The organism is Streptomyces sp. NPDC023481 (genome assembly GCF_055560195.1).
Genome location: NZ_JBVHJE010000015.1, coordinates 137,717 through 163,240, shown reverse-complemented (window position 1 = coordinate 163,240; position 25,524 = coordinate 137,717). Strand labels below are relative to the sequence as shown.

The 25,524-nt window shown below is 73.6% G+C and carries 17 protein-coding genes and 1 tRNA gene; 5 read left to right on the top strand and 13 right to left on the bottom strand.

The window, feature by feature from the left end; genetic code table 11:
* Positions 1-78: 78 nt before the first annotated feature.
* Positions 79-903, bottom strand: a complete 825-nt coding sequence (locus ACZ3ZD_RS27070; protein ID WP_467402565.1) for a helix-turn-helix domain-containing protein — start codon at positions 901-903, stop codon at positions 79-81.
* 343 nt (positions 904-1,246) lie between these two features.
* Between ACZ3ZD_RS27070 and ACZ3ZD_RS27065 the strand changes: the two genes are divergently transcribed.
* On the top strand, positions 1,247-1,744 hold the full coding sequence (locus tag ACZ3ZD_RS27065) for an ATP-binding protein (RefSeq protein WP_467402372.1): 498 nt from the start codon (positions 1,247-1,249) through the stop codon (positions 1,742-1,744).
* 110 nt (positions 1,745-1,854) lie between these two features.
* Here ACZ3ZD_RS27065 and ACZ3ZD_RS27060 read toward each other — a convergent pair whose 3' ends face one another.
* Entirely contained in the window at positions 1,855-2,124 is a 270-nt protein-coding gene (locus ACZ3ZD_RS27060; protein WP_030342654.1) for a DUF397 domain-containing protein, read from the bottom strand.
* Positions 2,125-2,523: 399 nt separating this feature from the next.
* On the opposite strand from ACZ3ZD_RS27060, the gene ACZ3ZD_RS27055 reads away from it, so the two are divergent.
* Entirely contained in the window at positions 2,524-3,030 is a 507-nt protein-coding gene (locus ACZ3ZD_RS27055) for a hypothetical protein (RefSeq protein ID WP_467402369.1), read from the top strand.
* A gap of 200 nt (positions 3,031-3,230) precedes the next feature.
* Positions 3,231-3,746: a DUF4232 domain-containing protein gene (locus ACZ3ZD_RS27050; RefSeq protein ID WP_467402366.1), complete on the top strand. Its 516-nt coding sequence runs from the start codon at positions 3,231-3,233 to the stop codon at positions 3,744-3,746.
* 2 nt (positions 3,747-3,748) lie between these two features.
* Here the strand turns inward: ACZ3ZD_RS27050 and ACZ3ZD_RS27045 are convergent, their stop codons facing one another.
* Positions 3,749-4,858, bottom strand: coding sequence for a DUF2786 domain-containing protein (locus ACZ3ZD_RS27045; RefSeq protein WP_467402363.1), 1,110 nt, complete (start codon positions 4,856-4,858; stop codon positions 3,749-3,751).
* Between the two features lie 150 nt (positions 4,859-5,008).
* Between ACZ3ZD_RS27045 and ACZ3ZD_RS27040 the strand changes: the two genes are divergently transcribed.
* Both ACZ3ZD_RS27040 and ACZ3ZD_RS27035 read left to right on the top strand, forming a co-directional pair.
* Complete coding sequence (locus tag ACZ3ZD_RS27040) at positions 5,009-5,758, top strand: Clp protease N-terminal domain-containing protein (RefSeq protein ID WP_467402360.1); 750 nt, start codon at positions 5,009-5,011, stop codon at positions 5,756-5,758.
* A gap of 48 nt (positions 5,759-5,806) precedes the next feature.
* A complete protein-coding gene (locus ACZ3ZD_RS27035) occupies positions 5,807-7,483 on the top strand; it encodes a bifunctional 3'-5' exonuclease/DNA polymerase (RefSeq protein WP_467402358.1) in 1,677 nt (558 codons plus the stop codon).
* Between the two features lie 25 nt (positions 7,484-7,508).
* Here ACZ3ZD_RS27035 and ACZ3ZD_RS27030 read toward each other — a convergent pair whose 3' ends face one another.
* From ACZ3ZD_RS27030 to ACZ3ZD_RS26985, 10 genes are all read right to left on the bottom strand, one after another.
* On the bottom strand, positions 7,509-10,955 hold the full coding sequence (locus ACZ3ZD_RS27030; RefSeq protein ID WP_467402355.1) for an AfsR/SARP family transcriptional regulator: 3,447 nt from the start codon (positions 10,953-10,955) through the stop codon (positions 7,509-7,511).
* A gap of 434 nt (positions 10,956-11,389) precedes the next feature.
* Entirely contained in the window at positions 11,390-12,283 is an 894-nt protein-coding gene (locus ACZ3ZD_RS27025; protein ID WP_467402352.1) for a glycosyltransferase family 2 protein, read from the bottom strand.
* Between the two features lie 217 nt (positions 12,284-12,500).
* Positions 12,501-12,577 (bottom strand) — tRNA-Thr (locus ACZ3ZD_RS27020).
* Positions 12,578-12,684: 107 nt separating this feature from the next.
* Positions 12,685-14,295 (bottom strand): alpha/beta hydrolase, encoded by a 1,611-nt coding sequence (locus tag ACZ3ZD_RS27015; RefSeq protein ID WP_467402349.1) that lies wholly within the window; start codon positions 14,293-14,295, stop codon positions 12,685-12,687.
* A gap of 152 nt (positions 14,296-14,447) precedes the next feature.
* Positions 14,448-15,653: a DNA polymerase III subunit delta' gene (locus ACZ3ZD_RS27010; RefSeq protein ID WP_467402347.1), complete on the bottom strand. Its 1,206-nt coding sequence runs from the start codon at positions 15,651-15,653 to the stop codon at positions 14,448-14,450.
* A 297-nt stretch (positions 15,654-15,950) separates the two neighbouring features.
* Positions 15,951-19,301: a dTMP kinase gene (gene tmk / locus ACZ3ZD_RS27005; RefSeq protein WP_467402342.1), complete on the bottom strand. Its 3,351-nt coding sequence runs from the start codon at positions 19,299-19,301 to the stop codon at positions 15,951-15,953.
* 164 nt (positions 19,302-19,465) lie between these two features.
* The gene (topA, locus tag ACZ3ZD_RS27000) at positions 19,466-22,342 is read right to left on the bottom strand and encodes a type I DNA topoisomerase (protein ID WP_467402339.1); all 2,877 of its coding nucleotides are present in this window, start codon (positions 22,340-22,342) and stop codon (positions 19,466-19,468) included.
* Positions 22,343-22,600: 258 nt separating this feature from the next.
* Complete coding sequence (locus tag ACZ3ZD_RS26995; RefSeq protein WP_467402336.1) at positions 22,601-22,798, bottom strand: hypothetical protein; 198 nt, start codon at positions 22,796-22,798, stop codon at positions 22,601-22,603.
* A 338-nt stretch (positions 22,799-23,136) separates the two neighbouring features.
* Entirely contained in the window at positions 23,137-24,657 is a 1,521-nt protein-coding gene (locus ACZ3ZD_RS26990) for a DUF7059 domain-containing protein (RefSeq protein ID WP_467402333.1), read from the bottom strand.
* 61 nt (positions 24,658-24,718) lie between these two features.
* Positions 24,719-25,330 carry a small secreted protein gene (locus ACZ3ZD_RS26985; protein WP_467402330.1) on the bottom strand — a complete coding sequence of 204 codons (612 nt, stop codon included), beginning with the start codon at positions 25,328-25,330 and terminating at the stop codon, positions 24,719-24,721.
* Between the last annotated feature and the right edge of the window lie 194 nt (positions 25,331-25,524).

Below are 25,524 nucleotides of genomic sequence, written 5' to 3'. Positions count from 1 at the left end.
CAATCGCTAGCGGACACCAGATCCGTGCATGCCTGAGCGGACGTCATCCTACTTGTCGGTAAAGGAAGTTGGGGCGGGTCAGGACAGTTGCAGCAGGCCGCGCAGCAGGTCCCGGCTCTCGTCGGGCCCGGGGCTGTCCTGCTGGAGTTCCTTCAGGGCCTGCTCGTACTGGGCGACGTCCTCGCGTTTGTCCAGGTAGAGGGCGCTGGTCAGCTGCTCCAGGTAGACCACGTCGGACAGGTCGGACTCGGGGAAGCTGAGGATGGTGAAGGCGCCGCTCTCGCCGGAGTGCCCGCCGAAGCCGAACGGCATGACCTGGAGGCGCACGTTGGGCCGCGCGGAGATGTCGATCAGGTGCTGGAGCTGGCCGCGCATCACGTCGCGGTCGCCGTAGGGGCGGCGCAGGGCGGCCTCGTCCAGGACGATGTGGAACTCGGGGGCGTTGTCGGCGAGCAGGTACTTCTGCCGCTCCAGGCGCAGGGCGACCCGGCGTTCGACGTCGGCGGCGCTCGCGCCCTTCATCCCGCGCCGGACCACCGCGCGGGCGTACTCCTCGGTCTGGAGCAGGCCGTGCACGAACTGCACCTCGTAGGCGCGGATCAGCGCGGCGGCGCCCTCCAGGCCCACGTAGGTGGGGAACCAGCTGGGCAGGACGTCGGTGTAACTGTGCCACCAGCCCGCCACGTTGGCCTCCCGGGCGAGGGAGAGCAGCGACTCGCGCTCCGCGTCGTCGGTGATGCCGTACAGCGTCAGCAGGTCCTCGACGTCTCTGGTCTTGAAGCTCACCCGGCCCAGCTCCATCCGGCTGATCTTCGACTCGGAAGCGCGGATCGAGTAACCCGCCGCCTCGCGCGTGATCCCCCGAGCTTCACGCAGCCGCCTGAGTTGCGAGCCGAGCAGCATCCGCCGCACCACCGATCCGGGCTCTCCCGCGCTCACCTTCGCCAGCCTCCCCAACCGTCTTAGGGGCCGAAGTCTGCCACTAAATCACTCCGAGCAGTACTCGGCCGGTTACGGAAACGGAAAGACCTCGGCCGTTTCTGTCGGGACGCGACCGGGAAAGAGGTCCGGACCTCTGGCGGATCGCGGTGAAGTTGGCAGAAAAAATGGCCAAGAAGCGGTACGGGCAGGGCGATTTCGGTCGCGTGCACGTGCATCTGCCCTTGCATCTGCTCTGCGCATCCGAAACCATGGTGCCGCGCCACCGCTGCATCGCAACGACCGCGAATTCCCGGGAGTGCCTCGCATGGGGACGAATGGATCGACCATGCTCAAGCCGTTACGGCAGGGCCTTCCGCCGCTGGATCCCGCGGCCGTGTCCGAAGCCGCCTCCTGCGCCCTGCCCGCCCGGTACGAGGCGGTGCGCGAGGCCCGGCGTTTCACCCGCGACACCCTGGACCGGTGGGACGTCGGCGACCGCTTCGACGACATCTGCCTCGTCGTCTCCGAACTCGTCACCAACGCCCTGCGGCACGCGGTGCCGTCCGCCGCGTGCCGGGGCGAGGGGCACCAGCCGTCCGTGCGGCTGCACCTGATGCGGTGGCGCGAGCGGCTGGTGTGCGGGGTGCGCGATCCCAGTCACGAGACGCCGGTCCCGCGCGACTCGGACGACTTCTCCGCCGAGTCGGGCCGCGGACTGTTCCTGGTCGAGTCCTTCGCGGACAGCTGGGGCTGGCACCCGCTCGCGGGCACGCTCGAAGGCAAGGTCGTCTGGGCGATGTTCCGGCTGCCGACGGCCGGCTGACCCCTTCCGCACCGGCGGACGCGCTGGATCTACGCGCGTCCGCCCTTCCCGTGCGGATGCCCGTGCGTCCGACATCGTTGCCATCGGCGCCCTGGGACGTTCGGCCCGCTTCAGCTCGTGATCAGGTGGTCGAACTCGCCGTCCTTGATGCCGAGGAGCATCGCCTCGATCTCCGCGCGCGTGTAGACGAGCGCCGGCCCGTCCGGGAAACGCGAGTTGCGTACGGCGACCTCACCGCCCGGCAAGCGCGCGAACTCCACGCAGGAACCCTGCGAGTTGCTGTGCCTGCTCTTCTGCCAGGCCACTCCGTTCAGCTGCGTGGCAGCCATGCCGTTGTACACGTCGTACCCCCCGTACACGCCGTCGACGTCGCGGTCCACAGGTCGCTCCCCGGTGGTGCACTGGCTGGTGAGGCCATAGATGCTGTGGTCAACTGTCTCGGATCATAACTTGGTTCACGTGCGGCTGCATGAGCGAATGCACGTGCACGAGGAGTGGTCCCGCGGTTACAGCCTTGACACTCGCTTTACCGAAGCCGCTCCAGCGCCTGCCCCGGAGCGGGCAGGACATGTCCACGCCCTGGGCCGCGTCCGCACGCGCTCGCTCGCGTACCCACTCGTCCACACGCGTTCGCACGCGTCCGCACAGGAAGAGACGCGCACCGCGCCCCACATGTTCCAGTGGGAGATACGGCGGTCGCGTTGGTGACTCCTGGTAACTTGCGCTGCGGGCCGTCCGCCAGGGGCGGCCGGGCCGCTACCGCGGAGGGAGCTTTTCCGGTGACTACGGCGAGTGCGAGGGTGCGGGGTGCGGCCCTGGCCGCGGGTCTGGTGGGCACGCTGGCACTGACGGCGTGCAGCGGGGGCTCTGGGGGTTCCGGGGATTCCGGGGGCTCCGGTGGAAGGACCGGGTCCCCCACCGCGACGGGCGCGTCCGCGGGTACGGCCTCGCCGCGCGCCGCCGGCGCCTCCGCCAAGCTCCAGGGCAGCTGGATCACCACCGCCGGCGGCAAGATCGTGGCCCTGGTGGTCAACGGGAAGCAGGCCGGGGTCTTCGTGACCGGCGGAGCCGTGTGCAGCGGGACCGCAGGGGCCGAGGCCGGTATGCAGATGATCCACCTGACCTGCCCCAAGGGCGACGCGGCGCGGACCACCGGCATGGTCGACTCCGTCGACGGCACGACCCTGAAGGTGACCTGGTCGGGCGGGACCGGCCAGGAGACGTACACCAAGGCCGAGGGCGGCAAGCTGCCGTCGGGACTGCCGACGGCGGCCGTGAAGCGGTGAAGGCACCCCTGAAGTGGTGAGGGGCCCCTGGAGCGGTGAGGGACCGCGGAAGCGGTAGGGGGCCGCGGAAGCGGTGAAAGGGCCCCTGAGGCAGTGAAGGGACCCCTGAAGCGGTGAATCGGGCCGGGGCGCGTGCTGTCGTCCCGGGCGCAGGGGCCATGATGCGGGGAGACCGTCCCGACCTCGATGGGAATCTGCTCATGCGCGCCATTCCGCTCACCGTCACCGCCCTCGCCGCCGCCCTGATGCTGACCGCCTGCAACGGCAGCGGCGGGGACAAGAACGGCAAGAGCGGCTCCGCCTGCGACATCGACGGGGTCTCCGTGCAGATCGGTTCGGCCAGTGTGGCGCCGGCCGCCGGCGACACCGGCGAGATCCCGGTGAGCCTCACCAACCAGAGCACGCCCTGCACCCTGGAGCACTTCGCCACCGTCGTACTGAAGGGCGACGGCACCAAGGCGACCGTGCACGTGCTCAAGGGCGCGAAGGCGCAGAAGCTGAAGCTGGCCAAGGGCGACTCCGCGTCCTTCTCCATCAGCTACGTGCGCGGCAAGGAGGGCACCGGGAAGGCGCTGGCCGCGAAGACCGTGACGATCACCCTGCCCGGCTCGGGCACCAGCCGCAGCTTCCCGTGGAAGTACGGCCCGGTCGCCGCCAAGGCCGACGGGAGCGGGCCGGACGCCTCCGTGAGCGCCTTCCAGCAGGTCGGCGACTGACCTCACTCCAGCCGCGGGCGGGCTCCGACCTGGGCCCGGTCCGCGGCGCGGGCACCCTCGGTCCAGCCCGCCGCGTCGCTCACCCCGCGCAGGCGGGTCGTGGTGGTCTGCGGGAACATCTGCTCCAGCCGGCCGGTGACGGCTATCGCGCGCGTGGCCAGCACCGGCAGCAGGTCCTGGGTCACCTGGGTCTCGGCGGCGGCCGCGAGCCGGTCGCCCACGCGGTGCGCGTAGGCCGCGAGGAACGACTGCCGGAAGGTCTTGGTCCGCTTGCGTCCGCCGGCCCGCTGGGCCGCCTCGGCCGTGGTCATCGCGTGCGTGGCCTGCACCAGCAGCGAGGTGTAGAGCATGTCGACCGACTCCAGGTCGGCCTCGAAGCCGACGACCGTGGAGAAGCCGAGCGGTTCGTTCCACACCGCGCGGCAGTGGTTCGCCGTGGCCACCGCGTCCAGCAGGACCGCTTTGGCCTGTTCGTACGGCGGCTCGACCCCGATGCGGCAGGCGCCGGGCGTGTCCGGCGCGGGTGCCTCGGCGGCGAGCAGCGCCTCGTCGACGCTGTGCCGGGCCATCAGCTCCTGTGCCTTGGTGGTGAGCGCCTCGGCCTCCTCCGGGTAGCCGGTCGCCTCGGCCTTGGCGAGCAGCGCGCGGATGCGGCCGAGCATGCGGGAGGCGGCCGGGCCGGGGGTGCGGCGGGGCTCCTCCTCCAGGGTTTCCAGGGTGGGCAGGCGCAGCAGCAGGCGGTACAGCTCCAGGACGGCCGTGGCGTGCGAGAAGCGGTCGGCGGTGCGGTCGGGGCCGGTGGGCAGCGCCGCCAGCTGGCCGGCCCAGCGGCGCCCGCGCGGACGGTCCCGCCCGGCCTGCGCGCGGATCAGCGCGGCGGCCAGGCGGACGTGCGCCTCGTCCAGCTCGCGCCGCACCAGTCGTACGACGTCGGCGGGCTGCCAGCCGCGCTGCCAGGCCGTCGCCACGAAGTCCTCGCCGCGCCGCGCGAGTTCGGCGTCGGCGGCCGGGTCGGCGGCGAGCAGGGAGGCGCCCGTGTCGAGGCCGGTGTCGGTGTCGTCGTAGAGGGCGGCCCGGAAGGCCCGCTCGACGGTGCTGGCGGTACTGGTCACGCCGTCGATCGTGCCACGGCCGACTGACAGCGCGCCGCGGTCGTCCACAGGCTGTGGACAGTGGAGCGGGAGTCGGCGACCGCTCGTCACCCGCCGCCAATTGTCAACCGTCAGTTGACACTCCCCATGAGGCAACCTACGGTTGACACCATGGCGACCAACCCGAACACCACGGCATCCGTGCGCCTCGACGACCTCATCGAGGCGATCAAGAAGTCCCACGACGCACCCCTCGACCAGCTCCAGGACGCGGTGATCGCCGCCGACCACCTCGGCGACGTGGCCGACCACCTGATCGGGCACTTCGTCGACCAGGCCCGCCGCTCCGGCGCGTCCTGGACCGACATCGGGCGGAGCATGGGCGTGACCCGGCAGGCCGCGCAGAAGCGGTTCGTGCCCAAGGAGTCCGCCGACCTCGACCCCAGCCAGGGCTTCAGCCGCTACACCCCGCGCGCGCGGAACGCGGTCATGGCGGCGCACAACGAGGCACTGGCCGCCCGCAACGCCGAGGGCCGCCCCGAGCACCTGGTCCTCGGCCTGCTGGCCGAGCCGGACGGCCTGGCCGCGAAGGCGATCACCGCGCAGGGCATCGTCCTGGACTCCGTACGCCAGGCCGCGACCGGCGCGCTGCCGCCCGCCGCGGACGACGTCCCCGACCTCGTCCCCTACGGCCCCGAGGCCAAGAAGGTCCTCGAACTCACCTTCCGCGAGGCCCTCCGGCTCGGGCACAACTACATCGGCACCGAGCACCTCCTGCTCGCCCTGCTGGAGCACGAGAACGGCCGGGGCGTCCTGAGCGGCCTGGGCCTCACCAAGCCGGCCGTCGAGGAGTACGTCGGTCGCGCGCTGGCGCTGCTGCTGGAGCGCAAGACCGGGGCGAGCGGCGATCAGGAGGGGTGAACCCGCAGGTCGCGGCGATTGTCAGACCCCCCTGGCAGACTCGCGTTCATGACCGACCGGTGGGCTCTCGCACCGGCCGAGGAGTCGGGCGTCGACCTCGCCCCCCTCGGTCCGGACGGGCTGCCCGCCGGGCCGGTGCGGCGGGAGAGCGATCTCGCCGAAGCGGTGCGGAGCCGCCCGGAGGTGACGCGCTGGGTGTGGCGGTCGACCCCCGAGGTCTACCCGCGCCTACTCGCCACGGGGGTGCGAGTAGAGCGGTGCTACGACATCGAGGACGCCGAGACACTCCTGCTGGGCCACGAGGGACGGTACGGCGAGCCACGCTCGGCCGCCGCCGCCCTGGCCCGCCTCCGCGGCGGCCCCGTCCCGCCCGACCCACCGCAGCGCGGGGCCGAACCCGGCGCCCAGTCCCCGCTGTTCGAGCCCACCGGCAGCCGGCTGCCCCTGTCCGACCTGCTCGCCGTCTATGCCGAGCAGCTGCGGCGGCACGAGAAGACCGCCCACCCCGACCGGATGCGGCTGCTGACCGCCGCCGAGTCGGCCGGGATGCTGGTGGCCGCCGAGATGAACCACGCGGGCCTGCCCTGGAGCGCCGACGTCCACCGCGAGCTGCTGCACGACCTGCTCGGCGAGCGGTACGCGGGCGGGGGCGAACCGCGCCGCCTCGCCGAGCTGGCCGACCAGGTCTCCGCCGCCTTCGGCCGCCGGGTGCGGCCCGATCTGCCCGCCGACGTGATCAAGGCCTTCGCGCAGGCCGGGATCAAGGTGAAGTCCACCCGCCGCTGGGAGATCCGGTCCGTCGACCACCCGGCCGTCGCACCACTGCTGGAGTACAAGAAGCTGTACCGCATCTGGGTGGCCCACGGCTGGTCCTGGCTGCAGGACTGGGTGCGCGACGGCCGGTTCCGCCCCGAGTTCCTCGCCGGCGGCACGGTCACCGGACGCTGGGTGACCAACGGCGGAGGCGGCCTGCAGATCCCCAAGGTGATCCGCCGGGCCGTGGTCGCCGACCCCGGCTGGCGGCTGGTGGTGGCCGACGCCGACCAGATGGAACCGCGGGTGCTCGCCGCGATCTCCCGCGACCCCGGCCTGATGGAGGTGGCCGGCCGCGACAGCGACCTCTACCAGTCCGTCTCCGACCGCGCCTTCGCCGGCGACCGCGACCAGGCCAAGCTCGCCGTGCTCGGCGCGGTCTACGGGCAGACCTCCGGCGACGGCCTGAAGAACCTCGCCGCGCTGCGCCGCCGCTTCCCCCAGGCCGTCGCCTACGTCGACGAGGCGGCCCGCGCCGGCGAGGAGGGCCGGCTGGTGCGCACCTGGCTGGGCCGCACCTGCCCGCCGGCCGCCGGGACCGGCGATGACGCGACCGAGGAGGCGGGGATCCCGGCCGGCGAGGAGGACCACGACGGCAGGCTCGGGCCCCCCGGCCACACCTCCCGCGCGCGGGGCCGCTTCGCACGCAACTTCGTCGTCCAGGGCAGCGCCGCCGACTGGGCCCTGCTGCTCCTCGCCGCACTGCGCCGGGCCCTGCGGGACATGGCGGCCGAGCTGGTCTTCTTCCAGCACGACGAGGTGATCGTCCACTGCCCCGCCGACGAGGCCGACGCCGTCGCCCAGGCCATCCGCGACTCCGCCGTCCTCGCCGGCCGGCTGACCTTCGGCGACACACCGGTGCGTTTTCCGTTCACGACGGCGGTGGTGGAGTGCTATGCCGACGCCAAGTAGGTGCGGCCTCGTGGGGCTTCGGGGTTCAGGGGGCCGGGGTGTCGGCCAGCAGGGATCCCAGCTCCGACAGGACCGCCTGTTCGTCCGTGCCGGACAGGGCGGTGCGGGCCGCGCGCCAGGCGTCGTACGCCTCTGCTCGCCGGCCCTGCTCGCGCAGCAGCAGCCCCTGCTGGTGCAGGGCCAGCCCGCCCATGTAGCCGTCGGCGCGGGCGTCGGCCCGGTGCAGCAACTCGGCGCACTCGCCGGCCGCCCGGCCGGTCTCCCCCAGCTGCCGCAGCGCGCGGACCAGTCCGAGCCGGGTCTGGGACTCGCCGTGCCAGTCGCCGTGGTCGCCGAGGATGCGCAGGCTCTCCTCGAAGTGCCGGGCGGCGGCGGCCGGTTCGCCGAGGGTGAGATGGGCGTAGCCGATGTTGCAGTGCGCCGAGTGCTGCACGATGACCGCGCCGATCGCGTCCCCGATCGCCAGCGAGCGCCGGTGCTGCTCGATGGCGGCGCGCGGATCGGTGTGCTCGTAGAGGTTGCCGAGGTGACTGCGGGTGACGGCCTCGCCGTAGGGGTCGTTCAGCAGCCGCGAGTAGGCGAGGCTCTGCCGCAGCGCCTCCCCCGACTCCTCGAACCGTCCGAGCCCCTCCAGCAGCAGACCGCGGTTGTTCAGGCAGCGGCGGATCCGGGCGGCCGCGCCCAGCCGCTCCCAGATCTCCAGGGCCTGGTCGGTGAGGGCCAGGGCGTGGTTGTGCCGCCCGGTCAGGAAGTGCAGGGCCGCCAGGTCGCCGAGAGCGTACGCCTCGGCCGCCGCGTCCCCGAGCCGCCGTGCCGCACCGAGCGCGGCCCCGCCCAGCACCTCCATCTCAGCGACCCGGCCACTGCGCTGCACGTAGGGGAAGAGCAACCGTACGAGCGCGGACAGCAGGGCGGCCGCGTCCGGCTCACCGGCGTCCGCGTTCCGCGCCACGAGCGCGACGACGTTCTCCAACTCCACCTCGCCCCAGGCGAAGGCCTCCTCGGCCGACTCGAAGGGCGCCAGGGCGGCCACGTCCGCCGCGTGCCCGGCGGGCTGCGCGGAGGTCGGCCGCCGCCGGTCGTCCTGGTCGAGCCCCGGCTCCACGACCGCCGTCAACACCCGCTCGGCCACGGCCGCGTACCAGCGCAGGGCGGTCAGGTCGGGGGCCGGGGCGTGCGCGGGGCGGCCGGCGGAGGCGTCGGTGCCGTTCGGCGCGCCGGGGGCGTGCGCGGCGGAGGTGCCCGAAGGCTCCGTCCCGGTCGTGCCCCCGGCCGCCAGCGCGGAAGGGCCGCCGGGACCCTCGGCCCAGGCCGTGTGGGGACCGTCGGCGTCCGCCAGCTCGCGGGCGAAGTCGCGGACCAGGTCGTGGGGTGCGTAGCGGCCGTACGCCGTCTCCTCCAGGAGGGCGACGTCGACCAGGCGGTCCAGCGCGGCCTCGGCGCGGCGCTCGTCGGTACCGGTGAGGCGGGCGATCAGCGGGGCGCCGTAGGTCGGCAGGTCGAGCGCGCCGATGTGGCGCAGGGCGAGGGCCGCGTCCCGGTCGGCCTCCCGCTCGGCGGCGGCGAGCGCGTCGTGGGCGACGGCCAGGGAGCGGCGGACGCTCAGGTCGTCGTACTCCAGGTGCCGCAACCGGCCGCCGGTCTCGGCGAGTTGCCCGGCCAGCACGTCCGGCGTGAGCGCGCTGCGGGCGGCGAGCCGGGCGGCGACCACGCGCAGCGCCAGCGGCAGCCGTCCGGTCAGCTCGACCAGCGCATGGCCGGCGTCCAGCCCCGCGCGCCCACTCACCGCGCGGAGCAGGGCCGCGCTGTCCTCGCCGGTCAGCGGGGAGAGGGGGAAGCGCCGGGCGCCGTCGAGCGCGGTGAGCGGCGAACGGCTGGTGACGATCACCGCACAGCCGGGCCCGGCCGGCAGCAGGGGCCGTACCTGGGCGGCGTTCGCCGCGTCGTCCAGAACCAGCAGGATCCGGGCGGGGGCGAGCAGTGAGCGGAGCAACGCGGCGGCGGCGTCCGGGTGTTCCGGGATGTTGCGGGGCTCGACGCCCAGGTCGCGCAGCAGCGCGGCGAGTGCCTGGGTGGCGGTGAGCGGGGTCATGCCGGGCGTGGCGCCGTGCAGGTTGACGTAGAGCTGCCCGTCAGGGAAGCGCTCCCTCAGCTCATGGGCGACGTACAGGGCCAGCGCGCTCTTGCCGACGCCGGCCATACCGCTGATCACGGCGACGGCGGGCGCCGGTGCGGGCGGCTCGGCCAGCGTGCGGCGCAGCTCGCGGCGCACGTCGGCACGGCCGGTGAAGTGGGCCGGCGGGGCGGGTAGTTGCGCCGGGCGCGGGGTCTGCCGCGCGGCCGGCCCGTCACCGGCCCGCGCGGACGCGGCGGTCGCCGGGGGCGCGGGCGGCGCGGAGGCGGCCGCATGCTCCGGGGAGGCGGACTCCCCGGCGTTGGCGGCGCCGCCGGGCAGCTCACCGTCGCCCCTCGGCTGTGCCTCCTGACCGGCGGCCCGCTGCTCGCCGTCCTCCTCGTCCCGACGGGCCTCGCCGCTCCCGCGCAGCACCTCGACATGCGCGTCGCGGACCGCCGGGCCGGGTTCGACGCCGAGTTCCTCCACCAGGCGGGCGCGCAGATCACGGTGGACGGCGAGCGCCTCGGCCTGACGGCCCGTGCGGTGCAGGGCGAGCATCAGCTGACGGTGGTACGCCTCGCGCAGCGGATGCTCCGCGACCAGTGCCGCCAGCTCCGGGACGAGCGCTGCCAACCGAGGTCCACCCAGGGCAAGTTCGGCGTCGTAGCGCCACTCCAGCAGGAGCAGCCGGGCCTCCTCCAGACGCTGCACCAGCGCGTAGCCGCCGATGTCGGCGGGGAGCCCGCTGAGCGGGGTGCCGCGCCAGAGCACGAGCGCGCAGGCGCACGCCCGTACGACGCCCGGCCAGTCGCGCCGGGCGTGCGCGGACCGCGCCTCGGCGACCCGGGCGTCGAAGACGTGCACGTCCAGCTCGCCGTGGTCGACCCGCAGCACATAGCCCGGCGGTACGGCCCGCAGCCGCTCGGGGTCGTCCAGGAGCCGGCGCAGCCGGGTGACGTGGTTGTGCAGCGAGGCCTGCGCGGAGACGGGCGGCGCCCCGCCCCACAGCGCGTCCTTCAGCGCCTCCACCGACACGACCCGGCCGGGCTCCATCAGCAAAGCGGCGAGCAGGGCACGCACCTTGGGACTGCCGATGGCCCGGACGCCGTTGTCGGGGTGGTCGTCACCGGGAGGCGGGGCGGCGGGTGTGTGGGGGGCGGGGGTGTCGGAGGCGCCGGCGTCGGCGCCCTCGGACGGGCCGCTGGTTCCGGGCGAACCGCCCTTCCCGGGCGGGCTGTTGGTGGTGGGGCCGCTGGGGGCGGATTCGGGAGGGAGGTCGTACGAAATCCCGTACGGCGGTCGGTCGTAGAGGACCGGCGGCCCCAGCAGTCCGAAGCGCAGCTCGCACCGCCGCATCACGCCGCTTCACAGCCTTTCCGCGCGGTCGGGGCCGACCGTGCTCCGCGGCGGGCGTGTGCCCGCCGTTGCCTGGCGGAATTCCGCCCTGTCCACAACGGTTTCCCGCCACCTTCCGCTTGCCGGCCGACCGCCGGTCCGGCACCGGAATCCGCCCGGGGGTCGGGCTCTTGGCGCTGCCGCCGGACGGATTCCGGCCAACCGCTCCACGACCCTCCGACGAACCGTTGGCCACATGTTAGCGATCCGTTGGCGAATCCTGATGTGATCATTCCATCGGATCTGGCCCGACGGCGCGCGCGTAAGTCGCGTAACTCGGGGGAGTGTCGCCGCAGGCTGGGTCCGGGGACGACAAGGGCCCCGGCCGTCGGAGGTGAACGACCGGGGCCCCGTCCCACTTTCTCCCCTTGTCTTCGCGGCTGGCCGCCGCCGGCTCAGATGACCGGCGGGCGCCCCAGCCGGGTCAGCCGCCAGACCGTCCGCCAGCGCATCGGCCGCCGCTCACCGGCCGGCTTCCGCAGCCCTTCCACGAACCCGCCGAACCACGCCTTGAGCCCCGGCAGGGAACGGGTGCGGGCGAGCGTGAGGAGCGTCCACAGCCCGAGGTGCACCGGGACGAGCGGCAGCGGCAGCCGGCGCCGGACGAGCCAGACGCGGTTACGGGCGTTGACCCGGTAGTAGATGGCGTGCCGGGCCGGCGAGGTCTTGGGGTGCTGGAGGAGCAGTTCGGGGGCGTACAGGATCCTCCAGCCGGCGTCGGCGGCCCGCCAGGCGAGGTCGGTCTCCTCGTGCGCGAAGAAGAACTCGGCGGGCCAGTCCCCGATTTTGGCGAGCATCGCCATGCGGAAGCCGTGCCCGCCGCCGAGGAAGCCGGTGACGTAACCGCCGCGCATCGGGTCCGACCTGCCCACCCGGGGCACGTGCCGCTGCTGGGTCTCGCCGTGCTCGTCGGCGATGCGGAAGCCGACGATGCCGAGGCGCGGGTCGGCGGCGAACAGGTCCCGTACCCGGCGCAGCACGTCGGCGTCGACGAGCAGCCCGTCGTCGTCGAGTTCCACGACGACGTCGACGTCGCCGAACTCCCGCAGCCGGGCGAGCGCGACGTTCCGGCCGCCCGGGCAGCCGAGGTTCTCCTCGACGTCGATGGTCGTGACCTCACCGGGCAGCGACAGCCGACGGGCGAACTCGGGCAGCCGGCAGCCGTTGCCGACGATCACGATGCGGGCGGGCGCGACGTCCTGCTTGGCCACGGACTCCAGCAGGGCGTCGACCTCGGCGGGCCGGTTGCCCATCGTCACCACGGCGACGGCGATCCTCGGCTCCACCACGTCCCTCACCCCATCCGACCGACGGCACCACCGCACTCCGACAGCACGCTGCCCACCGTTCACCAAGATGTTGCCTCAGCGGCGGGGGTTCACCCGGCATGGATTCACTTTGCCGCGTCTTGATCCCGTTTGTCACCACGTCCCCGCGAGGGCCACCTCCTCGCCCCCGAAAAACACGAAACCCCAGGTCAGCGGGCAGCCGACCTGGGGTTCCTCGTGGAGCCGCTTTCGGGATTCGAACCCGAGACCTACGCATTACGAGTGCGTTGCTCTGGCCATCTGAGCTAAAGCGGCGTGCTGCCTGGACCAGGGTGCGGTCGGCAACGTCGGTAAGTCTACACAGTTTCGGGGGGTGCTTCGTACCCGCCCCGGAGGGGTGGCTCCGGGGCGGGGGGAAGGGACTATGAGCAGCGCTTTCCGGGGGGTGGCGGGGTGCCGCGGAGGAGGTAGGTGTCGATCGCGGTGTCGATGCAGGCGCTGCCTCGGCCGTAGGCGGTGTGGCCGTCGCCGTCGTAGGTCAGGAGGCGGCCCGAGGAGAGCTGGGCGGCCAGGGAGCGGGCCCAGCGGTACGGTGTCGCCGGGTCGCGGACCGTGCCGACCACCACGATCGGTGCCGCCCCCTTCGCCTCGATGCGGTGCGGCGCGCCCGTCGCCCGCACCGGCCAGTACGTGCAGTTCAGCGTGGCCCAGGCCAGGCCCGGGCCGAAGACCGGGGACGCCTTCTCGAACGCGGGCAGCGCCTTGTCGACGTCCTCCGGGCCGCCGTAGGCCGGCGGCAGGTCCAGGCAGTTCACGGCGGCGTTGGCCATCATCAGGTTGCTGTAGCGGCCGTCGGCGTTCCGCTCGTAGTAGCTGTCGGAGAGGGACAGCAGGCCGGCGCCGTCGTTCTTCTCCATCGCCGAGGTCAGCGCCTCGCGCAGCTGCGCCCAGGACGCCTCGTCGTACATGCTCGCGATCACCGCGGTGGTGGCGAGCGCCTCGCCCAGCTTGCGGCCGTCCGCGTCGCCCGTCGGGATCGGGTGGGCGTCCAGCTTGCGGAAGAACGCCTGCAGGTGGGCGCCGACCTGGGCGGGCGTCGTACCCCGGCCGCCGAGCGGGCAGTCGGAGTGCCGTACGCAGTCCTTCGCGAAGGCACGGAACGCCGTCTCGAAGCCGGCCGTCTGGTCCAGGTTCAGCCTGCGGGCGTCCAGGGACGGGTCCATCGCCCCGTCCAGCACCATCCGGCCGACCCGCCCGGGGAACAGCCCGGCGTACGTCGCCCCGAGGAACGTGCCGTACGACGCCCCGACGTAGTTCAGCTTCCGGTCGCCGAGCGCCGCCCGCAGGAGGTCCATGTCACGTGCCGCCTCGACGGTGGACACGTGCCGCAGCAGCCGCGCCGAGCGGGCCCCGCAGCTCTCCGCGAACTTCCGGTCGGCCGCCACCAGGGCGTTCCGCTCCCGCGCGTCGTCGGGGGTCATGTCGGTCTGCGTGTACGCGTCCATCTGCCGGCCGGTGAGGCATTCGACGGGCTCGCTGCGGGCGACGCCGCGCGGGTCCACCGCCACCATGTCGTAGCGGGCGCGGATCCGTGCCGGGTAGCCGACGCCGGCGTACTGCTGGAGGTAGTCGACCGCCGAGCCGCCCGGTCCGCCCGGGTTGACCAGCAGGGAACCGAGCGGCTTCGCCTTGCCGGTGGCCTTCTTGCGGGCGACGGCGAGCCGGACGTCACCCGCGTCGGGCTTGGCGTAGTCCAGCGGGGCCCGCATCGTCGCGCACTGGAATCCGGGGGCGCCGCAGTCGCGCCAGCGCAGCCGCTGGGAGTAGTACGGCGCCAGCGCCGACGGCGTCGCACGCGGCAGCTCGGCGAGCGCCGCCGCCTCCACCCTGCCGTCCGCCGACGGGGTCGAGTTCCCGGCCGAGCAGGCGGACACGAGCAGGGCGGCGGCCGCGAGGAAGCCGGCCGTCAGGCGGAACGCCGGCCGCTTGCGGGTGCGGTGCCGGCGGGAGCGGGGGGATGGCCTGGTACGCATCGGACGAGCGTAACCCTGCGCGACGAGGTGAGTGCGGCGCGTGCGTCAGGGTGGCTCGTACGAGGGACACGGCCGGGTCGGCTCGTCCGCGGCGCGGGGCCGGTGCCGCCCCTACGAGTGACATTTCCACGGGTGACGGGGTGCGCGGCGCCTCACCCCGCCCGCAACGCCATCGTCATCGCCTCCACCGCCAGCAGCGGCGCCACATTGCGGTCCAGGGCCTCGCGGCACGCGGCGATCGCCTCGATGCGGCGGAGTGTGGACTCCGGGGTGCTGCCGCGGGCCAGCCGCTCCAGGGCGTCCTCGGCGTCGGCGTTGGCGATCGCCACGCGGGTGCCGAGCTGCAGGGCGAGGACATCGCGGTAGAAGGCGGTGAGGTCGCCGAGCGCGACGTCCAGGCTGTCGCGCTGCGTACGGGTTCTCCGGCGCTTCTGCATGTCCTCCAGGTCCTTCATCACCCCCGCCGTGCCCCTCGGCAGCCGGCCGCCCTGGGCCGCGCCGAGCGCCGCCTTCAGCTCCTCGGTCTCCTTGCCGTCCATCTCCTCGGCGAGCTGCTTGGCGTCCTCGGCGGCCGCGTCCACCAGTTCCTGGGCGGCCTTGAGGCAGGCGCCGACCTCGTCCACCCGCAGTGGCAGCTTCAGCACGGCGGCACGGCGCTCACGGGCCGTCGGGTCGGTGGCCAGGCGCCGGGCGCGGTCGACATGGCCCTGGGTGGCGCGGGCGGCCGACGCGGCGACCGCCGGCTCGATGCCGTCGCGCCGGACGAGCATGTCGGTGACCGCCTCGACGGACGGGGTGCGCAGGTTCAGGTGGCGGCAGCGGGAGCGGATGGTCGGCAGGACGTCCTCGATGGACGGGGCGCACAGCAGCCAGACCGTGCGGGGGGCGGGCTCCTCCACGGCCTTCAGGACGGCGTTGGCCGACTTCTCGTTCAGCCGCTCGGCGTCCTCGACCAGGATGATCTGCCAGCGGCCGGTCGCCGGGGAGGTGAACGACTTGCGGACCGTGTCCCGCATGTCCTTGACGAGGATCTCGGCACCGACCGCGGCGACCGTCGTGACGTCCGCGTGGGTGCCGAGCAGCGCGGTGTGACAGCCGTCGCAGAAGCCGCAGCCGGGGGTGCCGCCCAGAGCGCGGTCGGGGCTTACGCACTGCAGGGCGGCGGCGAAGGCCCGCGCCGCCTGGTTCCGGCCTGCGCCGGGCGGTCCCGTGAACAGCCAGGCGTGGGTCATCTTCGACGCCTCGGGCAGCGGTGCGTCCGCGGCGGCGGCCGTGACGAGGGCGTCGGCGTCCCGCGCGGCCGCGTCGAGCACCGCGCTCACCTTCTCCTGCCCGACGAGGTCGTCCCACACGGTCATGGGTCACGCCGCCCTTCCGTCACAGTCACGTTCCGCGTTCGCGTTCCGGACTCCATTGTGCGGGTGGGCACTGACAACGGGGGTGGGGCGGGCACGGGGGCGGTGGTCGGGGCGGTGGTGGGGGTTACGTCGCGGAGGCTGCGGCCGGCCCCGCCCCCCGGCGAGGGCGACTGCCGTCACCGGCGCCCGGCCCGCCCGCGGCGTGGGCAACGGCCGTCACCGGCGCCCGGCCCGCCCGCGGCGTGGGCAACGGCCGTCACCGGCGCCCGGAAGCCGAAGCCACCCCCGTCGACGGCCTCAGCCCCGGCGTCCTCGCCCGCGACCCTTGCGGCCCTGTTCCCCGCCGGCGTCCTGGTCGCCGTGCTCGCCCTCGTCGTAGGAGCCCAGCAGCTCGTCGGCGAGGCTCGGCAGGTGGTCGAGCGGGGTCTCTTCGGCCCAGTCGGAGCGCGGCCGGGTGCGGGGCGTGCCGTCGGCGTCGAGCTGGGGCATCTCGCGTGTGCGCGGCTCGGAGCCGTCGGGGCCCGTGGCGGGCTGCTCGTCCCGGAAGAAACCGGGCGGCACCCGGTCCGCCGGGGCGTCGCCCCGCACGGGCGGCAGCACCGCGGTCTCGTCCGCCGCACCCGGGGCCACCGACGGCAGCTGGGTCGTCTCGTCGGCGGTCACCGGCGGGAGTACGGCCGTCTCGTCCGCCGCGCCCGAGGGCACCCTCGGCAGCACGGCGGTCTCGTCGGCCGGTCCGGTGGCCGTCGGCGGCTGCGGCAGCTGGGTGGTCACCTCGGAGTCGGGGTGACCGCCGCGGCCCCGGGCGTCACCGGCGGCGCGCTCCTCGCGCACGGGACGCAGCACCGTCGTCTCGTCGTCCGTGCCCCGCGTGTCCGTGCCCCGCGTGTCCGTCCCGCGCGCGGGCGCCTGCGGCGACACCACCGGTGTGGGGACCGTAGCCGCCTCCGGGACCACGCCCGGTGCCGTGGGCAGGGACGTGCCGGGCCTGCGGGCCGCCGCGTCGGCGGCCGCCGCGGCCTCGGCGGCCTGCCGGCGGGCCTCCTCCGCCCGCAGCAGCGCCTCCTCGGCCTTGCGCTGCGCCTCCAGGCGCCGGGCCTCCTCCTCGGCGCGCAGCCGGGCCTGCCGGGCCTCTTCCTCCGCGCGTCGCCGGGCCTCTTCCTCGGCCTGCTCGCGGCGCCGCTCCTCCTCGGCCCTGCGGCGGGCCTCCTCCTCGGCGCGGGCCTTCTCCTCGGCGAGCAGCCGCTGCCGCTCCTCCTCGGCGCGCCGGTGCGCCTCCTCGGCCCGCTGCCGGGCCTCCTCCGCCTGCCGTTCGGCCTCGCGGCGCTGCGCCTCCTCCAGCTCGCGGCGCTTGCGCTCCTCCTCCTCGGCGCGCAGGCGGGCGAGCTGCTCCTGGCGCTCGCGCTCCAGGCGCTCCTCCTCGGCCTTGCGGGCGGCCTCTTCCTCGGCCTTGCGGCGGGCTTCCTCCTCGGCCTTCCTGCGGGCCTCCTCCTGGGCCTTGATCTCGGCCTCGGACAGCGGCAGCACGATGTCCAGGCGGTGCCGGATCACGGTGGTGACGGCCTCGGGCTCCTGCCCGGCGTCCACGATCAGGTAGCGGCCGGGGTCGGAGGCGGCCAGGGTGAGGAAACCGGCCCGCACGCGTGCGTGGAACTCGGCCGGCTCCGACTCCAGCCGGTCCGGCGCCTCGGTGAACCGCTCGCGGGCGGCCTCCGGGGAGACGTCCAGCAGGACGGTGAGGTGCGGGACGAGCCCGTTGGTGGCCCAGCGGCTGATGCGGGCGATCTCGGTCGGGGACAGGTCGCGGCCGGCGCCCTGGTAGGCGACGGAGGAGTCGATGTAGCGGTCGGAGATCACCACCGCGCCGCGCTCCAGGGCGGGGCGTACGACCGTGTCGACGTGCTCGGCGCGGTCGGCGGCGTACAGCAGCGCCTCCGCGCGGTGCGACAGGCCCGCCGACGACACGTCCAGCAGGATGGAGCGGAGCCGCTTGCCCACCGGGGTGGCGCCGGGCTCGCGGGTGAGCACGACCTCGTGGCCCTTGGCGCGGATCCATTCGGCGAGGGCCTCGGCCTGGGTGGACTTGCCGGCGCCGTCGCCGCCCTCCAGGGCGATGAAGAAGCCGTTCGCCGCCGGTGCCGTGACCGGGTCGTCGCCGCCGAGCAGCGCGTCCCTGATGTCCTGGCGCAGCGGCACCCCGGACCGGTCGTCGACCTTGGCGAGCACCAGCGCGGCCACCGGCAGCAGCAGCGCGCCGACCAGCATCAGCGTGAAGGCCGCGCCGCCGTGGGCGAAGACGAACCTGCCGTTCTCCAGCCGGTGCGGGCCGATCAGCGCGGCGACCAGGGGCGCGACCAGGGCGCCGAGCGCTATGAAGACGCGGACCACGGCGTGCAGGTGCTCGGTGGTGCGCGCCCGGCGGTGGTCCTCGGTCTCCTGGTCGAGCAGGGTGTGCCCGGTGTGGGCGGCCGCGCCGGCGGCGACGCCGGCCAGCGTGACGATCAGCAGGACGGTGGTGACGTCCGGGACCAGCCCGGCGGCCAGCAGCGCGATGCCGGTGACGGCGATCGCCAGGGCCAGCAGGCGGCGGCGGGAGAGCGAGGGCAGCAGCGCGGGGGCGGTGCGGACGCCGACGGCGACACCGCCGGTCAGGCCCAGCACCAGCAGGCCGTAGAGCACCGGGCCGCCGCCGAGGTCCTTGGCGTGCAGCACGCACACCGCGACGGCCGCGGCGATCGCGCCGGCGACTCCGGCACAGGCCGGGACGAGCAGCGGGATGGCGCCCGTACGGCCCTTGTCGACGGCGGTGCCTGCGCGCGGGCGGCGCAGGCCCTCCAGCGGGGACCGCGCGCGGGGGGTGCGCGTGTCGGGCAGCTCCAGGTAGACCAGCACGGACAGCGAGGCGGCGAACAGGCCCGCCGCCACGTACGACGCGAGGGCCGCGTGGTGCTGGTCGAACCAGGCCACGCCGGTACCGAGCAGGTTGTTCAGCAGGGCGGCGACGATCAGGGCGGCGGCGGCCAGCGGGATCGCCAGGAAGGTCGTACGCAGCGACAGGCGGCGCAGCACGTCCAGGTGGTCCGGCAGCGGCCGTACCGTCGCGCCCTCCGGGGGCGGGGCGGGCAGCAGGGCGGGGGCGGCGCTCTCCCGGCACACGGTCCACAGCCGCTCGGCGACGCCGGTGACGAAGGCGGTGACCAGCAGGACCGCGAGCGCGTTGCCCGGGGTCCAGTCGATCCACAGGGGCGCGACGATCAGCAGGGCGGCGCGCAGGCCGTCGGCGCCGACCATGGTCCAGCGGCGGTCGAGCGGGCCCTCCGGGGCGGTGAGCGAGGTCAGCGGGCCGAGGAGGACGGCGCCGAAGAGCAGCGCGGCGAGGACGCGGGCCGCGAAGACGGTCGCCACTGCGAACGCCACGCCCCGGTAGCCACCGCCGAACGCCCCCTCGGCTATGGCCGACTGGAGGACCAGCAGGACGAGTACGAAGAGGGAGAGGGCGTCTCCGACCCCGCTCACCAGCTGCGCGCTCCACAGGCGCCTCAACTGCGGTCGGCGCAGCAGGGAACGGACGGCACGCTCGCGGGAGTCCGCGACGAGTGCGTCGTCCGGTGCTGTGGTGTGGGCCGTTGGCTGCTCGGCTCGCGTCATGCGTTCAGCCTATCCGCAGCCACTGACACCACACCTCGCGTGTCCGCACGAGCGCGCCCCGGCACCGAGAGGGTGCCGGGGCGTTCGTTTCGCGAACCCGACCGGTCGGAGACCCGACCGGGAGGCGGCCGAGCCGGGGACGAGGTCGCCGGCCCGGTGCCGGGTCAGTCCTCCGTGCCCGAAGCAGTCGCCTGGGAAGCCGCAGCCGTCGCCTTCTTGACGGTGGTCTTCTTGGCGGTCGTCTTCTTCGTGGCAGCCGTCTTCGTGGCGGCCGTCGTCTTCTTGGCGGCCGTCTTCTTGGCGGCGGCCTTCTTCGCCGGTGCGGTCTTCTTCGCCGTCGTCTTCTTCGCGGTCTTCTTGGCGGGAGCCTTCGCCCGCTTCTCGGCGAGCAGCTCGAAGCCGCGTTCGGCAGTGATCGTCTCGACGCTGTCGCCGGAGCGGAGGGTCGCGTTCGTCTCGCCGTCGGTGACGTACGGGCCGAAGCGGCCGTCCTTGACCACGACCGGCTTTCCGGAGACCGGGTCCTCGCCCAGCTCCTTCAGCGGCGGCTTGGCGGCAGCCCGCCCACGCTGCTTGGGCTGGGCGTAGATCGCCAGCGCCTCCTCCAGCGTGATCGTGAAGAGCTGGTCCTCGGACTGCAGCGAGCGCGAGTCCGTGCCCTTCTTCAGGTAGGGGCCGTAGCGGCCGTTCTGCGCGGTGATCTCCTGGCCCTCGGCGTCGGTGCCGACGACGCGCGGCAGCGACATCAGCTTCAGCGCGTCGTCGAGTGTCACCGTGTCGAGTGACATGGACTTGAAGAGCGAGGCCGTCCGCGGCTTGACCGCGTTCTTGCCCGACTTCGGGGTGCCCTCGGGGAGGATCTCCGTGACGTACGGGCCGTATCGGCCGTCCTTGGCGACGATCGCGTGGCCGGTGGCCGGGTCGGTGCCCAGCTCGAAGTCGCCGCTGGGCTTGGCCAGCAGTTCCTCGGCCAGCTCGACGGTCAGCTCGTCCGGCGCCAGGTCGTCCGGGATGTCGGCGCGCTGGTGCTGCTCGGTGTCCTTCTCGCCGCGCTCGATGTACGGGCCGTAGCGGCCGACGCGGAGCACGATGTCGTTGCCCACGGGGAACGACGACACCTCGCGCGCGTCGATCGCGCCCAGGTCGGTCACCAGCTCCTTGAGGCCGCCCAGGTGGTCCCCGTCGCCGTTGCCGGCGTCGGCCGCGCCGCCCGGGGCGCCGGCGGCGAAGCCGCTGTCCGGCGCCGACTCGCCGAAGTAGAAGCGCTTCAGCCACGGCACGGCCTTGGCCTCGCCGGCCGCGATGCGGTCGAGGTCGTCCTCCATCCTGGCCGTGAAGTCGTAGTCGACGAGCCGCCCGAAGTGCTTCTCGAGCAGGTTCACCACGGCGAAGGACAGGAAGGACGGGACGAGCGCCGTGCCCTTCTTGAAGACGTAGCCGCGGTCGAGGATGGTGCCGATGATCGACGCGTACGTCGACGGGCGGCCGATCTCGCGCTCTTCCAGCTCCTTGACCAGGCTGGCCTCGGTGTAGCGGGCCGGGGGCTTGGTGGCGTGGCCGTCGACCGTGATCTCCTCGGCGGACAGCGCGTCGCCCTCGGAGACCTGCGGCAGCCGGCGCTCGCGGTCGTCCAGCTCGGCGTTCGGGTCGTCGGCACCCTCGACGTAGGCCTTCAGGAAGCCGTGGAAGGTGATCGTCTTGCCGGAGGCGCTGAACTCGACGTCGCGGCCGTCGGTGGCGATGCCGCCGATCTTCACCGTGACGCTGTTGCCGGTCGCGTCCTTCATCTGGGAGGCGACGGTCCGCTTCCAGATCAGCTCGTACAGCTTGAACTGGTCGCCGGTCAGGCCGGTCTCCGCGGGCGTGCGGAAACGATCACCCGAGGGCCGGATCGCCTCGTGGGCCTCCTGCGCGTTCTTGACCTTGGCGGCGTAGACGCGCGGGGTGGCGGGCAGGTACTCGGCGCCGTACAGCTGCGTGACCTGGGCGCGGGCCGCGGTGACCGCGGTGTCGCTCAGGGTCGTGGAGTCCGTACGCATGTACGTGATGTAGCCGTTCTCGTACAGCTTCTGGGCGATCTGCATGGTCGCCTTCGCGCCGAAGCCGAGCTTGCGGCTGGCCTCCTGCTGCAGCGTCGTCGTACGGAACGGGGCGTACGGCGAGCGGCGGTACGGCTTGGACTCGACGGACCGCACGGAGAAGCGGGTGTTCTCCAGGGCGGCGGCGAGGGCGCGGGCGGTCGCCTCGTCGAGGTGGAGGGTGTTCGCGCTCTTGAGCTGTCCCACCGAGTCGAAGTCGCGGCCCTGCGCGACCCGCCTGCCGTCGACGGTCTGCAGGCGGGCGACCAGCGACGACGGGTCCGACAGGTCTCCCGCGCGGCCGGTCGCGAAGGTGCCCGTCAGGTCCCAGTACTCAGCGGAACGAAACGCGATGCGCTCGCGTTCCCGCTCGACCACGAGTCGCGTGGCGACCGACTGGACCCGGCCGGCCGACAGCCGGGGCATGACCTTCTTCCACAGGACCGGCGAGACCTCGTAGCCGTAGAGGCGGTCGAGGATGCGGCGGGTCTCCTGGGCGTCGACCAGCTTCTGGTTGAGCTGGCGCGGGTTGGCGACGGCCTCGCGGATGGCGTCCTTGGTGATCTCGTGGAACACCATGCGCTTGACCGGGATCTTCGGCTTCAGGACCTCCTGGAGGTGCCAGGCGATCGCCTCGCCCTCCCGGTCCTCATCGGTGGCGAGGAAGAGCTCGTCGGAGTCCTTCAGCAGGTCCTTGAGCTTCTTGACCTGGGCCTTCTTGTCGGCGTTGATGACATAGATCGGCTGGAAGTCATGGTCGACGTCCACACCGAGTCGGCGCACCTCGCCGGTGTACTTCTCCGGCACCTCCGCGGCGCCGTTGGGAAGGTCGCGGATGTGCCCGACGCTCGCCTCGACGATGTATCCGGGGCCGAGGTAGCCCTTGATCGTCTTCGCCTTGGCAGGCGACTCGACGATGACGAGTCGGCGACCGCCCTGCGCGGTCTCGCTGGTCGGGGACAACTTGGCTCTTCTCTCCGGTCGACGCTGGGGCCTCCCCAGGCCCTGGTCCCGGGGTCGCGGCGTACTGCCTGGCTCGTGTGACGCTGCGGAGTGTGACGCTACATCCCGCCCCCGTGTCAAACGGGAAAAGCCCACAACGGCCACTCGAACGGTAACCCGACTACCGCCATTCCTGCCGCCCGGACTGCCCGGTCGCCCCCGCACCCCTGTCCGGAGCGTGACGCTCCCCCCACGGGATGGACATGGCGTGGGCCCCTCTCAGAACCGGGTCAGGCAGTACACGGAGAGGGTCAGCGCGGCCGCGGCGGCCACGCCCGCGACGGTGGCCGATGCGACGCGGCTCACACCGACGGCCACCGGCTCCCCGCGCCGCAGACGCGTGCCGGTCCAGGCCAGCAGACCGGCCCCGAACAGGGCGAACACCACTCCCGCGAAGATCGCCGGACCGCTCTCCACCGTCCGTCCGCCCCCTGCCCGCCATCGGTTCCGCCCAGCGCGGGGAGGGTGCCACGCGCGGGCGGCGAGCAGGCGGCGCCGGGGTGAACGGAAGGCCTCCTTGCACTCGAACGTACGCCCGAATCAAGGCGTGGAGGATTTCGTACCCATATTTTTCCGGCCGTTTTCCCGAGCCGGGTCCGTTCCGTCCGCGCTCGGCATGTTCCGGGGGCGCGTACCCCTGGCATACGACGACTCGCAGGCCCCGGTCAGACGATGATCGGACTGCCTCTACGACGGCCGGGGCTCCCGGGCTACGGCGGCTGCCCGCGCCCCGCTCAGGGCGCCCCGGCACCCGCTCAGCGCGCCGGCTCCAGGAAGCCCTGCTCCACCAGCAGCCGGATCTGCGCGGGCGTGCGGTCGCGGAGCAGCACCGGGTCCTCGCCGACGAGCTGCGCGATGGCGTCCAGGATCCGGCCCGCGCTCAGCGTGCCGTCGCACACCCCCGCGAACCCGGCACCGACCGTGTCCACCTTCGTCGCCCGGCGCATCCCGCGGTGCTGGCGCAGCACCACATGCTCCGGGTCCTCGGCGCCGGGCAGCCCGACCTGCTCCTGGACCACCTCGGCGACGAGCCGGAAGTGGCTGTCCAGCAGCGCCGCGTCGTCGTGCGCGCGGAGGTAGTCGAGCCGGTCGAAGTGCGCCCGGATCGTGTCCCCGAGAGGCTGCTCGACCGGGTGCGGCCACTCCTCCACGGTGACGACGGGTTCGGCGGACCCGGTCCTGCGCAGGGTGATCCAGCCGAAGCCGACCGCCCTGACCTTGCGTGCCTCGAACTCGTCGAGCCAGGCGTCGTACCGCGCCTGGTACTCCGCCGGGTCCCCGCGGTGGTCACCGGCGTCCCTCAGCCACAGCTCGGCGTACTGCGTGACGTCCTGTACCTCGCGCTGCACGATCCAGGCATCGCACCCGCGCGGCACCCACGACCTGAGTCTGTCCTGCCAGTCCTCCCCCGCCACGTGCTGCCAGTTCGCGAGGAACTGCGCGAACCCGCCCTCGTTCAGCCGCTCCCCTGCCCCTTGAACGAGCGAGCGGCACAGATCGTCCCCGCCCATGCCGCCGTCCCGGTACGTCATCCGGGCGCCCGGGGAGATCACGAACGGGGGGTTGGAGACGATCAGGTCGAACGTCTCGTCATGGCGGACCGGCTCGAACAGCGATCCCTCGCGCAGGTCCGCGGCGGGCGCGCCGGACAGCGCCAGCGTGAGCGCCGTGATGTGCAGCGCGCGCGGGTTGAGGTCGGTCGCCGTCACGCGCGTGGCGTGCTGCGCGGCGTGCAAAGCCTGGATGCCGGAACCGGTGCCGAGGTCCAGGGCGGAGGTGACGGGCGTGCGGACGGTGATGCCGGCGAGGGTCGTGGAGGCACCGCCGACGCCCAGGACGACCCGCTCGTCGCGCCGGCCGATGCCGCCGGCCCCGCCGACCGCGCAGCCGAGGTCGGAGACGATGAACCAGTCCTCGCCACCGGGACCGCCGTAGGGCCGTACGTCCACGGTGGCGGCCACCTCGTCGCCGCCCACGCGCGTGAGCCAGCCGCCCTCCAGCGCGTCCTCGACCGGCAGAACGGCCGCCACGCGCGCGTGGGGCACCGGCTGCTGGAGCAGGAACAGCCGCACGAGCGTCTCCAGCGGCGTGTCGCCACGGGTCGCCCGGAGCGCGGGCACGGTCTCGCTGCGGGCCAGCGCCGCGTACGCGGCGGGACCGAGCAGGTCGAGCAGCCCGTCGGCGGTGAAGGAGGCGGCCAGCAGCGCGTCCCTCAGGCGCGCGGCGCTGTCGGGCCGGTCGGAAGCGGGCAGGGGAGCGAGTCCGGAGTCAGTCACGCCCCCATTGTGGCCCGCGACGGCCGTCCGGGGCCGCCCGCGCGCGTGGCGTCCGCCGGTGTCAGCCCGCGGTCGCCGACGCCGTCGGGGAGGTGCCGGAGGAAGCGGCGACCTTGCAGCTGGGCTGCTTGGCCATCGCCTGCTTGACGTCCTCCTGCTCCAGCCGCTTCAGCGCCTGCGTGCCGCTGTCGCTCTGCTTGCCGATCTCCTTGGACTGGCTGGCGACGTCCTTGAGGCCGCGGGCGAACTTGCCCTGGTCCTTGGTGTCGAGCCCGTCGACCTTCTTCTTCAGCTCGGCGTACGACGAGGAGAGTCCGGCGAGGTTCTTGGCGGCGTCCTGCTGCAGCTTGGCGCCACCGTCGACGCCGGGGGGCGCTCCGGCGGTGTCCAGGGCGTTGGCGAGCGACTTGTAGCCGTCGGCCATGTCCTGGAAGGCCTCCGCGTACGTCTTCTGGGCGCTCTTGGGCGGGAGGTTGCTGTCCGTGGCGATGGCCGCGATCGAGGCGTTGGCCGACCTGATCTTGGCGTTCGGCGCGGGTACGGCGTCGCACACCGTCTTGGCCCAGGACACCAGCTTGGGGTCGGGGCCCTTCTCACCGCTGTCGCTGCATCCCGACACGGCCGCCATCAGTACCGCACCGCCGGACAGTGCGGCCGCGAGCTTCTTGTTCACCGGATTGGTCCCTTCCATGGCTCTCGGCCCCCGGAATCTACACGGCGAACGCACCCCCTCCCCCTTCCGGACGAGTCGTAAGTCGGCTTTTGTGACCTTTCGCACCATGGGAGAGAAGGCTCACGGCGTGCGGGCACACACGGAAGCGGGCGGCCGGCGCGTCAGCACGCGCCGTCCGCCCGCCCGTTGACCAG

Excerpts from the sequence above, each read along its gene's own strand:
- ACZ3ZD_RS27070 (WP_467402565.1), bottom strand. The coding sequence starts at position 903 with ATGCTGCTCGGCTCGCAACTCAGGCGGCTGCGTGAAGCTCGGGGGATC.
- ACZ3ZD_RS27050 (WP_467402366.1), top strand. The coding sequence starts at position 3,231 with ATGCGCGCCATTCCGCTCACCGTCACCGCCCTCGCCGCCGCCCTGATG.
- ACZ3ZD_RS27030 (WP_467402355.1), bottom strand. The coding sequence starts at position 10,955 with ATGCGGCGGTGCGAGCTGCGCTTCGGACTGCTGGGGCCGCCGGTCCTC.
- ACZ3ZD_RS27040 (WP_467402360.1), top strand. The coding sequence starts at position 5,009 with ATGGCGACCAACCCGAACACCACGGCATCCGTGCGCCTCGACGACCTC.
- tmk (WP_467402342.1), bottom strand. The coding sequence starts at position 19,301 with ATGACGCGAGCCGAGCAGCCAACGGCCCACACCACAGCACCGGACGAC.
- ACZ3ZD_RS27065 (WP_467402372.1), top strand. The coding sequence starts at position 1,247 with ATGGGGACGAATGGATCGACCATGCTCAAGCCGTTACGGCAGGGCCTT.
- ACZ3ZD_RS27015 (WP_467402349.1), bottom strand. The coding sequence starts at position 14,295 with ATGCGTACCAGGCCATCCCCCCGCTCCCGCCGGCACCGCACCCGCAAG.
- ACZ3ZD_RS27010 (WP_467402347.1), bottom strand. The coding sequence starts at position 15,653 with ATGACCGTGTGGGACGACCTCGTCGGGCAGGAGAAGGTGAGCGCGGTG.
- ACZ3ZD_RS27035 (WP_467402358.1), top strand. The coding sequence starts at position 5,807 with ATGACCGACCGGTGGGCTCTCGCACCGGCCGAGGAGTCGGGCGTCGAC.